Annotated in this window: 15 protein-coding genes; 7 read left to right on the top strand and 8 right to left on the bottom strand. The window is 65.1% G+C overall.

Translation table 11 applies throughout. The annotated features are described in order from the left end of the window. The 3 genes from B9C43_RS33535 to dxr form a co-directional block, all read right to left on the bottom strand. The coding region (locus B9C43_RS33535) for a flavodoxin-dependent (E)-4-hydroxy-3-methylbut-2-enyl-diphosphate synthase (protein WP_160096852.1) at positions 1-567 on the bottom strand (567 nt) is incomplete at its 3' end. Positions 568-576: 9 nt separating this feature from the next. Continuing rightward, positions 577-1,788: a M50 family metallopeptidase gene (locus B9C43_RS33530; protein WP_084430760.1), complete on the bottom strand. Its 1,212-nt coding sequence runs from the start codon at positions 1,786-1,788 to the stop codon at positions 577-579. A gap of 2 nt (positions 1,789-1,790) precedes the next feature. Then, positions 1,791-2,939, bottom strand: a complete 1,149-nt coding sequence (gene dxr, locus B9C43_RS33525; RefSeq protein ID WP_084430821.1) for a 1-deoxy-D-xylulose-5-phosphate reductoisomerase — start codon at positions 2,937-2,939, stop codon at positions 1,791-1,793. Between the two features lie 73 nt (positions 2,940-3,012). On the opposite strand from dxr, the gene B9C43_RS33520 reads away from it, so the two are divergent. Continuing rightward, positions 3,013-3,291 carry a DUF2631 domain-containing protein gene (locus tag B9C43_RS33520; protein ID WP_084430759.1) on the top strand — a complete coding sequence of 93 codons (279 nt, stop codon included), beginning with the start codon at positions 3,013-3,015 and terminating at the stop codon, positions 3,289-3,291. Here B9C43_RS33520 and B9C43_RS33515 read toward each other — a convergent pair whose 3' ends face one another. Then, positions 3,292-5,073 carry a hypothetical protein gene (locus tag B9C43_RS33515; RefSeq protein WP_143446770.1) on the bottom strand — a complete coding sequence of 594 codons (1,782 nt, stop codon included), beginning with the start codon at positions 5,071-5,073 and terminating at the stop codon, positions 3,292-3,294. A gap of 118 nt (positions 5,074-5,191) precedes the next feature. After that, positions 5,192-5,536, bottom strand: a complete 345-nt coding sequence (locus B9C43_RS33510; RefSeq protein ID WP_084430757.1) for an arsenate reductase family protein — start codon at positions 5,534-5,536, stop codon at positions 5,192-5,194. Positions 5,537-5,554: 18 nt separating this feature from the next. Between B9C43_RS33510 and B9C43_RS58825 the strand changes: the two genes are divergently transcribed. Together B9C43_RS58825 and B9C43_RS58820 are read left to right on the top strand one after the other, a co-directional pair. Then, on the top strand, positions 5,555-5,941 hold the full coding sequence (locus B9C43_RS58825; RefSeq protein WP_235038998.1) for a PP2C family protein-serine/threonine phosphatase: 387 nt from the start codon (positions 5,555-5,557) through the stop codon (positions 5,939-5,941). A gap of 9 nt (positions 5,942-5,950) precedes the next feature. Then, entirely contained in the window at positions 5,951-6,250 is a 300-nt protein-coding gene (locus tag B9C43_RS58820) for a PP2C family protein-serine/threonine phosphatase (protein WP_235038997.1), read from the top strand. Here the strand turns inward: B9C43_RS58820 and B9C43_RS33500 are convergent. Further along, positions 6,234-6,926 (bottom strand): peptidylprolyl isomerase, encoded by a 693-nt coding sequence (locus B9C43_RS33500; RefSeq protein ID WP_084430820.1) that lies wholly within the window; start codon positions 6,924-6,926, stop codon positions 6,234-6,236. The two genes, B9C43_RS58820 and B9C43_RS33500, sit on opposite strands and share 17 nt — an antisense overlap. Positions 6,927-7,019: 93 nt before the next feature. Here B9C43_RS33500 and rlmN point away from each other — a divergent pair, with 93 nt between their 5' ends. The 4 genes from rlmN (at position 7,020) to B9C43_RS33480 (ending at position 9,361) form a co-directional block, all read left to right on the top strand. After that, on the top strand, positions 7,020-8,126 hold the full coding sequence (gene rlmN / locus B9C43_RS33495; protein WP_084430756.1) for a dual-specificity RNA methyltransferase RlmN: 1,107 nt from the start codon (positions 7,020-7,022) through the stop codon (positions 8,124-8,126). Between the two features lie 212 nt (positions 8,127-8,338). After that, positions 8,339-8,722 (top strand): ribbon-helix-helix protein, CopG family, encoded by a 384-nt coding sequence (locus B9C43_RS33490; RefSeq protein ID WP_143446768.1) that lies wholly within the window; start codon positions 8,339-8,341, stop codon positions 8,720-8,722. Positions 8,723-8,783: 61 nt separating this feature from the next. Then, positions 8,784-9,023 (top strand): hypothetical protein, encoded by a 240-nt coding sequence (locus tag B9C43_RS33485; protein ID WP_033391548.1) that lies wholly within the window; start codon positions 8,784-8,786, stop codon positions 9,021-9,023. After that, complete coding sequence (locus B9C43_RS33480) at positions 9,020-9,361, top strand: type II toxin-antitoxin system PemK/MazF family toxin (protein WP_327223812.1); 342 nt, start codon at positions 9,020-9,022, stop codon at positions 9,359-9,361. Before B9C43_RS33485 ends, B9C43_RS33480 begins: the two co-directional genes overlap by 4 nt. A gap of 5 nt (positions 9,362-9,366) precedes the next feature. Here B9C43_RS33480 and B9C43_RS33475 read toward each other — a convergent pair whose 3' ends face one another. Together B9C43_RS33475 and B9C43_RS33470 are read right to left on the bottom strand one after the other, a co-directional pair. Next, positions 9,367-10,293, bottom strand: a complete 927-nt coding sequence (locus B9C43_RS33475; RefSeq protein ID WP_033391546.1) for a nucleotidyl transferase AbiEii/AbiGii toxin family protein — start codon at positions 10,291-10,293, stop codon at positions 9,367-9,369. Continuing rightward, entirely contained in the window at positions 10,290-11,123 is an 834-nt protein-coding gene (locus B9C43_RS33470; protein WP_143446767.1) for a type IV toxin-antitoxin system AbiEi family antitoxin domain-containing protein, read from the bottom strand. Before B9C43_RS33470 ends, B9C43_RS33475 begins: the two co-directional genes overlap by 4 nt. Between the last annotated feature and the right edge of the window lie 68 nt (positions 11,124-11,191).

The following is an 11,191-nucleotide window of genomic DNA, read 5'->3' as shown; positions in this document are numbered from 1 at the left end:
GATGTCATGAAAGTCATGCTCGGCGAACAGCGACGCCTCCCACAACGCCGACTCCACCAACGCCTCCGGCGTGGCCTTGCCGTACTTGGCCAACAACCGCGGATCCAACGAACCCGCGTTCACCCCGATCCGGATCGGCGTGCCATGATCCCTGGCCGCCGCGGCGATCTCCTTGACCTTGTCGTCGAACTTCTTGATGTTGCCCGGGTTCACCCGCACCGCCGCACACCCAGCCTCGATCGCGGCGAACACGTACTTCGGCTGAAAATGAATATCCGCGATCACCGGGATCTGCGACTTCTTCGCAATCGCCGGCAACGCCTCCGCGTCATCCTGCGACGGACACGCCACCCGCACAATGTCACAACCCGACGCAGTCAACTCCGCGATCTGCTGCAACGTCGCGTTCACGTCGGCAGTGAGCGTGGTCGTCATCGACTGCACCGAGATCGGGAACTCGCTGCCGACACCCACCGAACCGACCATCAACTGCCGGGTCTTGCGGCGCTCCGACAGAACCGGCGGTGGTAGCGACGGCATGCCGAGCAGCACTTCGCCGCTGGTCATGAGATCTCCTTAATTGAGCCTGATCGGGTTGACGATGTCCGCGGTGATCGTGAGCAGCATCACCGCTCCACCGATGAACACCACCACCATGGTGACGGCCATCAGCTTCGAGTAGTCCACGGGGCCACCCGCCGGTTTCCCGCGCATCCTGCGCAGGGCGTTGCGGATCTTCTCGTAGACGATCACCGCTATGTGTCCCCCGTCCAGCGGCAACAGCGGCAGCAGGTTGAACACGCCGATGAAGAAGTTGAGGCTCGCCAGCAGCAGCAAGACAACGTCCCACAGGCCACGCTCAACCGCGTCACCACCGAGAATACTCGCGCCGACGACACTCACCGGGGTGTCCGGATCGCGTTCTCCGCCACCTATGGCGCGCACCACAGCCGGAATGCGCTCGGGGAACCGGATCAGGCCTTCCCATGTCTTGGCGAACATGTCGCCGGCGAACGAGATCGTGCCGCCGACCGCGCTCCACGCGTCGTATTCGAACTGCCGTTGCTGCACCACACCGATGCTGCCCTGGGGTTCGAGCACGCGGTTGCCGTCACGCAGCATCAGTCGCTGTGCGACGGTCACGTCCACAGTGAACGTCTGCTCGTTGCCGTCACGTTCCACGGTGATCCGCTGTGGACCGGACAGCGGCTTGAGCGCCGCCCGCAGTTCGGGGAAGGTCGACGTTTCCGTGCCGTTCACCGCGACGATCAGGTCACCGGACCGCAGACCTGCCTGCGCGGCCGGGTTCGGGTCGGTCGCGGTGCACCCGGGCCGTGGCTTCGTCGTGTCCATGTTGATGGTGTCACTTTGGACACACGACGTGCTGGCCACGACCGGCCGGTCGGCCAGGTTCGGCAGGCTGATGGTGGCCGCCAGGATGTACAGGATGATGAAGCCGAGGATGAAGTGGGTGACCGAACCCGCGGCCATCACGATGACACGCTTCCACGCGGGATAGCGGTACATCGCGTTCTTCTCTTCGTCCGGCGTCATCTCGTCCAGCGCGGTCATGCCCGCGATGTCGCAGAACCCGCCGCCGGGGATGGCCTTCAGGCCGTACTCGGTCTCACCGCGGCGGAACGAGAAGATCTTCGGACCGAAGCCGATGAAGTACCGGCGCACCTTCATGCCGAACCACTTGGCCGTGAACATGTGCCCGGCCTCGTGCAGCGCGACCGACAGGCCGATGCCGAGCGCGAACAGCACGACTCCGATGAAGAAGATCACGCTCAGTTCCTTCCCAGAATTTCCCGGGCGCGTGTCCTTGCCCACTCTTCGGCGGCAAGGACCTCATCGACCCCGCTCGGCGCGCCTCGCCAGGCGTCCGCCTCGCCCAATACTCGCTGAACAGTCTCCACAATCGACGTGAAACCGACGTTCAGCTCGAGGAACGCCTCGACGGCCTCCTCGTTCGCGGCGTTGTAGATGGCCGGGTGGCAGCCGCCGGCCTCACCGGCCTGGCGAGCCAGCCGGACGGCTGGGAAGACCTCGTCGTCGAGCGGTTCGAAGGTCCACGAGGTGGCCTTGTCCCAGACGCAGGGCTGCGACGAGCCAGGCAGCCGCTCGGGCCAGCCGAGCGCCAGCGAGATCGGCAGCCGCATGTCCGGCGGGCTGGCCTGGGCCAGCGTGGAGCCGTCGGAGAAGGTCACCATCGAGTGCACGATCGACTGCGGGTGGACCACCACGTCGATCCGGTCGTACGGCACACCGAACAGCAGGTGCGCCTCGATCACCTCGAGGCCCTTGTTGACCAGGGTCGCCGAGTTGACCGTGATCACCGGGCCCATCGACCAGGTCGGGTGCGCCATCGCTTCCTCGGGCGTGACGTCCTTGAGCTCGGCCGCGCTCCGGCCGCGGAACGGACCACCGGACGCGGTCACGACCAGGCGCTCGACCTCCTCGGCGCGCCCGCCACGCAGGCACTGCGCCAGCGCGGAGTGCTCGGAGTCGACCGGCACGATCTGGCCGGGCTTGGCCGCCTTGAGCACCAGCGGACCGCCGGCGATCAGCGACTCCTTGTTGGCCAGCCCCAGCCGGGCGCCGGAGGCCAGCGAGTACAGGGTCGGTTCGAGACCACGGGAACCGGTGATCCCGTTGAGGATCACGTCGGCGGGCACCGCCTCGATCAGATCGAGCACGGCACGGCTACCGGTGAAGACCCGCGCGTCACCGAAGTCCGCGCCGGACGCGTCGGGCACAGCGATCGCCTTGACGCCGAAGTCATGGGCCTGCTTGGCCAGTATGGCGGGGTTCGAGCCACCCGCGGCGAGCCCGACGACCTGGAACTTGTCCGGGTTGGCGGCGATCACCTCGAGTGCCTGGGTGCCGATCGACCCAGTGGAACCGAGCAGGAGAACTGAGCGAATGTTTGCGGACATCGCGCCCATTGTCCCCGACTGGGCCTGGGGAGCCCGCCACTGGGCCGTGTGCGACGATGAAGCAGGAAGCAGCATGATCAAGGAGGGACCCGTGGCGAGCTCGACGCCCGAAAAGGCTCCGGCGCACACCGTCAGCCCGCAGGACGAGCCGTCGGCCGAGTGGGGCTGGCACGGCAGCTTCCCCAAGGGCACCCGGATCGCGGGCTGGTTCACCGCGTTCGCGATGTTCCTCATGCTGATCGGCAACCACACCGGCCGCACCGAGGACCTCTGGCTGATCGGGACCGGCGCCGGCCTGGTCATCTTGCTGGTCATCGACCAGATCCGGCGCCGGACTTCCTGGCGTCGCTGATCACCTGCGCGGCACGAGCTCGTACAGGATTCTCGTGCCATAGGGCGCCATAAGCACGTGCTGTCCGACAGCGCCCAACGCGGATACGGGCCACCCTGTCGCGAACAGCGAGGTGGCGTGCGCAGCTGTGCCGAACGACTTGGCGAACCGCGTGGTCTCCACTTCACTCGTGGGATCGCGTGGGCCTGGGTAGCCGCTGATCTGGATCGTCTTCGCCGTGCCGCGCTGGCTGTCGACTCTGACCACCGCGGGCGCCGAGACCTGGCTCGCGATCGCGTGCACCACCACGTCGTCACCGGCCGCGGCGATCTGCCGTCTGCCCAGTTCCAGCGGGCACGGGCCGATGCCGTCGACGTCGGCGTTGATCACTGGCGTCGACAGGATCACCCGGCCACGTGAATCCAGGATCGCCAGGCCGCCTTGCTGCGTGCTGACCGCGAGCCGGCCGCCGGTCAGCCCGGCCGCTCCGGTTCCCGACGGGATCTCCACGCCGATCGGCAGCATCGTCGCGTCGAGCACCTTGCCGTCCCGCAGGGCGTCGATTCGCCAGACCATGGCCTGTGCGGCGTCCAGCAGGACGGGTGTGTCGCCGTCGAACGTGAGCGCGGCAAACTGCGCTGTGTTCCACACGTTCACCCCGTCGGGTACGGGACGGCCGTTCTGGTCCTTGATCCGTGTGGTGTCCGCCTCGGTCGGGGCCTTGATGGCCCGCAGGTCGACCGCGCGGCCGGTGCTGAGCTGGACGATCCGGACCGGGCGGCTCAACCGGCTGTTCCCCCGACGCGAGGGCGTACTCGGGGGCAGCAGCCATGCCTGGTCCTTGCGCAGCTCGATCGCGCTGACCGACCCGGAGGTGTCGCTGCCTTGCAGCCGCAGTTTCTCGGAGATGTCCCCGGCGACCGGATCGTTGTTGGTCGAGAACGGCGCGAGATTGGGATCCCACGCCACTTCGACCACGCCGTCGGTGCGGATCCGTAAGATCCGCAACGTATCGCCCCACCGGCCCCCGTTTTCATCCGCGTTGCGCGGGTCGACGGAGCTGGCGTACTTGCGGCCGACGAAGTAGACGGCTCCATCTGCCGCTGTGGTCAGCGCTTCGACGTGACCGATGCTTGTGGACGGTCCCGGCGAAGGTCCACTTGGGACATTGATCCCGCCGTTGCCTGCCATCATCCGCACGGAGCCGCGTGGCTCCTCGGGTAACGGCGGCGCGACTTCAGCACGGCACCCCAGCCGGTTGCCGTACTTTGTTGCGACAATTCCGGAAAGATCCGCAAGATCTTGGTCGACCATCTTGCGCCGGACGTCGTAGCCGGTGATCTCGATTCCGATGTGGACAAAACGCTTGCCGCACGTGATGGCGAGCGAGATGTCCGGCTTGTTGTCGGTCCCGGTCCGCAGCGGGTTGCCAACCGGAGCACGCGCGGAACGCTCCTTGGCAACTTGCATCGCGGTCGTGACCCGCGTGATGGCCCCGACTTGATCGGCGTCGATTCGCAACGACGCCACGGTTCGTCGCCCGGAATTCTCCGAGACAAGCACCTCACATTGACCGCGGTCAATGTTCGGCGCGACGGTGATGTCGCCGACCGATATCAAATTCTCCTCGGCGCGTGCGGTCATATGAGCAATTGCCGAACGCGGCAGCAGTGAACAGACCTCCGGCCCCACATCGGTGACCGGATCGGTGTTCAACGGCTGCGGGCCGGCCAGCTCAGGCCCTGTGCAAGCGACCAAGCCCAACAACAGCGCCGATCCTAGGATCCCCACCCGATTGCGCACACGACCGATGTTCCTCCAAACGTCCTCATTGGATGGGCTTTATGCCTCAGCCGCAAGTGGGCTGGATGCCAGTGAGGGTCGGCGGATTTGGCCAAAAATGTGCGCCAAATATCGGCGGTCAGAGAACTTTCCGGACCTCTTCCTCGGACCGGCCGACGACTGTCGTGCCGTCATCAGCGGTGATGATCGGCCGCTGGATCAGAATCGGGTGCGTCACCATCGCCTCGATCCAGCGGTCGCGCTCCTTGGGCCACTTGGCCATCCCGAGCTCCTTGGCGACCTTCTCCTGGGTGCGCGCGATGTCCCACGGCTCAAGCCCCAGCCGGTCAAGGACTGCCCCGAGTTCCTCGGCGGTCGGCGGGTCCTCGAGGTATCGGCGGATCGTGTACTCGCTGCCGGCCTCGTCCAACATCTTCACCGCGGACCGGCACTTCGAGCAGGCCGGATTCACCCAGATCTCCACCCGCCTTACGGTACTGCGATGACCATCAAGGCGGCGGCCGGGAGTGCGATCGGAAACCGGTACCGGGCGAACTTCGACGCCCACCGGCTGAACCTGGAGCCATTGGTGGCCGTGGTCGCCGACGGCATGGGTGACGGCCCCGGCAGTGCGATGGCGGGACGGACCACTGTGGACATCATGGCCGCCGTCCAACCGACAGTCGCTGGGATCCGTAACGCGGTCATGGCCGCACATACGGAAGTGGGCGAGTTCGGCAGGAAGCTCGGCAGTCTCGCTGGGTGCACGCTGACCGCCTTGATGGAAGGTCAAGACGGTTTTCTGGTCGTGCAGGTCGGGGACTCACGGCTGTACCGGTTGCGGGCCGGTCTGCTGGAGATCCTGACGGTCGACCACACCATGGCTTGACTGGGCGCGGTGAACGGGTGGTTCGCGTTCGACTCGCCGCAGGCTGCCGCGGCGCGCTACCAACTCACTCGCTATATCGGGCATCCCGGCGCGCCCGCGCCGGACATCATGCACGTCGATCCGTTGCCGGGGGATGTGTTCCTGCTGTGCACGGACGGTATTGCCGAGCAGGTCCCGTATCACCGGATCCTCGAGCTCCTTGGCCAAGAGCCTGAGGTGGCGGTGCGGGACCTGCTCGCGCATGCCGAGGCCGCGGGCGGGAACGACAACGCGACCGCGATCGTCATTCAGGTCAGCAGTACGCCCTGACCTTGCGGATGTCGACGGGCAGCGCCGGCCTGCCGTCGACGGTCCCCGGCGGCGCGATGCCACCGGCGGCCACCTTGTCCAGTGTAGACAGTCCAATTGGTCCGACCGTCCCGAAGATGGTGTAGTTCGGCCGCAGCGCGGAGTCGCCGTACACCAGGAAGAACTGGCTGCCGTTGGTGTTCGGTCCGGCGTTGGCCATGGCGAGCACGCCGCGGGCGTACACCTTGCGCTCACCTGTCGGGTCCGTCGGCGCGGGCGGCAGGTTCGTGGGCAGCTCGTCCTTGTAGCGGTAGCCAGGGCTGCCCTCACCGGTGCCTGACGGGTCACCGCACTGCAGGACCTTCAGGGTTGGGTAGTTGGTCAGCCGATGACAGGACGTGAAGTCGTAGAAACGGTGCCTGGCCAGGTGCAGGAAGCTCTGCACGGTGCAGGGCGCCTTCGAGCGGTCAAGCGTCAGGGTGATCTTGCCTTGGTTGGTCGGCAGGTCGACCCGCACAGTGCCGTGCGACGGCGTCCTACGCGGGTCAGGGGGTAACGGCACCGGCCGGGCAGGCGGTTCTTCGGGGGTTTTCGTGTATTGGCACGGACCGCGTGTCGTGTCGGCGGCGGACGCCACTGCCGGCACGCACACGGAGACGGTCACTATGACCCCGGCCACGATGATCGAACGCACCACGTCGTCCTCCCTCATGGGTTCCGCCGGAGGGTAGTGGCCTCGGCCTTTGCTTCAGATCCGCCATTCGTAGGGCTGTGCCACACTGGTAGAGCTATGACCGCTCTTCCTCTCGTTTTCGACGCGCCCAAGCGCGGCCTCCCGCCGCGTCACCTCGCTGACCTCTCCGCCGCCGAACGCCGGGAAGCGGTCGTCGCACTTGGTGAGAAACCGTTCCGCGCCAACCAACTGTCACACCATTACTTCGCACGGCTGACCGCCGACCCGTCGGCGATGACAGACATCCCAGCCGACGCCCGGCAGCGCCTCACCGACGAACTCCTGCCGCCGCTGCTGACCGTCGTCCGACACGTGCAATGTGACGACGGTTCCACCCGCAAGACGCTATGGCGCGCACATGACGGAACCCTGTTCGAGAGCGTGTTGATGCGGTACTCCGACCGCACCACGCTGTGCGTATCCAGCCAGGCCGGCTGCGGCATGGCATGCCCGTTCTGCGCGACCGGCCAAGGCGGCCTGCAACGAAACATGTCGACGGCCGAGATCGTCGACCAGGTCCGGCACGGCGCGGCAGCGATGCGTGACGGCGATCTGCCCGGCGGCCCAGGCAGGCTCTCGAACATCGTCTTCATGGGCATGGGTGAACCACTGGCGAACTACAAGCGCGTAGTCGCCGCGGTCCACCGAATCTGCGACCCAGCACCTGGCGGCCTGGGCATCTCCCAGCGCTCAGTGACGGTGTCAACGGTCGGCCTGGTTCCCGCCATTCGGAAATTGACCGAGGAAGGCCTCCAAGTCCGCCTCGCCGTGTCCTTGCACACCCCGGACGACGAACTGCGCGACACATTGGTGCCCGTGAATACCCGCTGGAAGGTCGCCGAGGTGCTGGAGGCCGCCCGTGGCTACGCGGAGAAGACCGGCCGCCGCGTCTCGATCGAATATGCCCTGATCCGGGACATCAACGACCAGCCTTGGCGTGCGGACCTTCTCGGCAAGCTGCTTCGCCGTCACCTCGGGCAGTTCGCCCACGTCAACGTCATCCCGTTGAACCCGACCCCAGGCTCGAAGTGGGACGCGTCGCCCAAGCCTGTCGAGACCGAATTCGTCCGCCGGGTCAACGCCCAGGGCGTCGCCTGCACCGTCCGCGACACCCGAGGCAGGGAGATCGCCGCAGCCTGCGGCCAGCTCGCCGCCGAAGGCTAAGAGCGTCACGCTTGCGCGTTGTTCACGCGTGTGCGCAAATGTGTGCAGGTGTGTCACAACGAGCTGTGTCGATCAGGCTTCGCACCTTCGGCGGGATTCGTTGTCACCGTGATCATCGATCCTGTGGATCACTCCGGGGTCACCGCCTGGAAGACCAGCGGAGCCGACCTGCGGGCATATCGCGAGGAGTCCGACGGAAAGGACGGCACGCCATGACCGACGACGCCACCAAGGAACAAGCTCTCGCTGCCATCCAGGAAGAAATCGCCATCAAGCGGGCCGCTGCCGAGAACGAGAGTGACCCAATCAAGCGGGAACGACTCCTGCGACACGCGCAATTGCGTGACGAGATCGCGGAAGAGGAGGCGGCGGCGATCGCTGCGGAAGCCAGCGAGAACCAGCAGGCTGCCCTGTCGCTGCGTGTGCCCGCGTCGTTGGTCGCAGAGCTCAAGGCCCGCGCCGAGGCAGAACACATCCCCACGTCAGCGCTGGTGAGGCGCATTCTCACGCAGGCCCTGCACGAGCCTTCGGCTCCGGTTCTCACCGTTGAACAGGTCGAGGAGATCGCTCGGCGGGTGTACCGCGAGTCTGCCTGAGGCATACCACATGCCAGTCTGTTAGTGCTCGACCTGGTTATACCGGGTTATACTCGGGGGCATGAAGACAGCGATCTCTGTGCCGGACGAGACGTTCGTGCAGGTGGAGCAGAGCGCGAAGTCCTTGGGGGTGACGCGCTCGGAGTTCTACACGCGCGCGGCCCGGTTCTACCTTGATCATTTGGAACAGCAGTCGTTGACCAACGAGATCAACGCGGCTTTGGATGGCGTTGACGAGTCGAGTGAGGTGGCGGTGGCCGCGGGGCGGCGTCACCTGGCAAGTGCTGACGACGAGTGGTGATCGAACGCGGCGGCGTTCATTGGGCTGATCTTGGCGAGCCCGAAGGATCACGGCCCGCCAAACACCGACCGGTCCTTGTCGTCCAGGCCGACCCCTACAACGCGAGTCGGCTGGCTACCGTGCTTGTCGCGGTGATCACGTCCAACACGAAGCTGGCCAGTGCACCCGGCAACGTCTTCCTGCCGACGTCCGCGACCGGGCTGCCGAAGGACTCGGTGGTCAACGTGACCGCGCTGATCACCCTGAACAAGAACGACCTTGGCGAGCAGGTCGGCACGCTGCCACCCAACCTGATGCGGGATGTGGACAAAGGCCTCCGGCGCGTGCTTTCCCTCTAATCAAGTCAACGCCACTCGAGACGCTCGGGGTTCCACGCGCCTTGTGGGTCCTGCTGTTGCAGCAGTGGTGTCACAAAAGCTTCAGCCAAAGGCATTGCACCGCCGAGAGTTCGGTACTCGGACGGAAGTTCGTAGGCCCTAACGGCAGCGGCACGGTATCCGGCAGTCCATGACGGATCAGGGACAACGAACTTCTCAGGAAGCACGAGGTGCGTACCCGCTGCCCTGCGCCTGTCCACTTCCGCGTGCAATGCCGCATGAGTCGTCGATCCGTCCACCGGGGACTTGACAGCAATCACCATGAGGTCGACGAGGTCCTTGAACCTCGACGATGGGCGTTGTTGGTCACCGTGACGCTCAAACATCGCCGCGATCTTGTCGGCGACGTGGTCTTCCAATGGCCACATCCGGACGGCTGGCCAGTCCGAACAGTCCATCGTGAATGGCGCCTCCAGGTCTCCGACGAGGAGATCTCCCATCGGTCGAAGACCAGTGACGACTACGTCAACGCTGACCATGCCCAATTGACGCAAGCCGAACATCACCTTGAACCGAACCTTGCGGGAAGGACGATTCGCAGCTGTCTCAACGGATGTGTCGTGGTGTTCGAACGTCAGGTGATCGTGGAGATCAATGGAGACTGCGGTGATCAAGGCACGTACGGCTTCATCAACGGTGGTGTCTTCGACGGTTCGCCATAGATCGACATCGGTCGAATAACGGGCTTTGGGCCAACGCACCAAAAGAGCCTGGCCGCCCTTGAGAACCCAGTTCTCTCCGTCCACATGGAAGACACGTGCCAGCAGGCGGCGATGGTAGTAGCGTTCCAGGAGCTCACCTGTCGGCACTCCGGTGACCTTTGAGGCGTTGACCGCGCGGGCCTTGAGCGAACTGGTGAACGCGCGGAAAGTAAGTGGTTTCAGCGGCTTCATTCTTTGTCGTTCGGGTCAGGTGCGGCTTGCTGGTTCGCATCGTTGAGCACACGTCGCATGATCTCCGGCGAGATCCGTGCCAGCTCACCCCACGTGATGTTCTTGTTCCGCAAGTCAGCCCAACTCGAGCGGGTCGGCCAACCCAAGGTGTCGCGCAGCGCTCGGACTGCCAAATCGTCCACGGAAAGCCCGATCTGCGCCATGAGTTGTTCGAGCAAGTCAGCGCCATCACCAGGTGCGGCGCCATAGCGTCGGGCATATGGCGAGATCTGACGGGGTAACTCATCGAGCCGTATCTGACCGGCCTCGAAAGCCTGCCGGATCATCGTCGCGACATGACTGGCGTCGGCGTGCCGGTCGAGCAGGTCCTGGATAGTACGGATCGGAGTCGTGACCGGCAGGCCGTCAAGCAGCATGACTTCGGATTCATTCAGATCCCCTCGACGTAGGAACACATTGGGATCACGAGTCGTCCGCCTACGAGGAACAGTTATTTCGACGCGGTCGTTCGGCAGATCCCCCAGGCCGTGCAGCCGAGCGGCGGACTCGTGCGAGACGACTCCACCGTCTGGATCGATCCGGGGACGTTCCCACGCAGCGACTTCAGGTCTCAGGCTCAACCAAGCTGCTTGTTCAGGACGCGCGTCGGGCACGGCGGCCGATGTCACAGCGTGCACGCCGTGACGCACGGTTTCCAGCAAGCCAGCCGCCTTTAGCCGATGCAACGTAACGTCGTCGACCGCAAGCAGCAGCGCCTGCCGAGTAGTCACCATCCCCCACTGGCCCGCCGTGTATTCACCGAGCAACTCCAACGCACGAGCAGCTTCCATGCAGCAAATCTTACAGCTCATGGCAGCGAAACTTACGTCTAGGTGTAAGTAATGCTGTCACACGATAG

It is taken from the genome of Kibdelosporangium aridum, assembly GCF_900176515.1.
Classification (GTDB): domain Bacteria; phylum Actinomycetota; class Actinomycetes; order Mycobacteriales; family Pseudonocardiaceae; genus Kibdelosporangium; species Kibdelosporangium aridum.
This window is presented reverse-complemented; position numbering and strand designations above follow the sequence as displayed.

Coding starts and splice junctions, on each gene's coding strand:
- B9C43_RS33485 (WP_033391548.1), top strand. CDS start 8,784: ATGAAGACAGCGATCTCTGTGCCGGACGAGACGTTCGTGCAGGTGGAG.
- B9C43_RS33520 (WP_084430759.1), top strand. CDS start 3,013: ATGATCAAGGAGGGACCCGTGGCGAGCTCGACGCCCGAAAAGGCTCCG.
- B9C43_RS33475 (WP_033391546.1), bottom strand. CDS start 10,293: ATGAAGCCGCTGAAACCACTTACTTTCCGCGCGTTCACCAGTTCGCTC.
- B9C43_RS33470 (WP_143446767.1), bottom strand. CDS start 11,123: ATGGAAGCTGCTCGTGCGTTGGAGTTGCTCGGTGAATACACGGCGGGC.
- B9C43_RS33490 (WP_143446768.1), top strand. CDS start 8,339: ATGACCGACGACGCCACCAAGGAACAAGCTCTCGCTGCCATCCAGGAA.
- rlmN (WP_084430756.1), top strand. CDS start 7,020: ATGACCGCTCTTCCTCTCGTTTTCGACGCGCCCAAGCGCGGCCTCCCG.
- B9C43_RS58825 (WP_235038998.1), top strand. CDS start 5,555: ATGACCATCAAGGCGGCGGCCGGGAGTGCGATCGGAAACCGGTACCGG.
- dxr (WP_084430821.1), bottom strand. CDS start 2,939: ATGTCCGCAAACATTCGCTCAGTTCTCCTGCTCGGTTCCACTGGGTCG.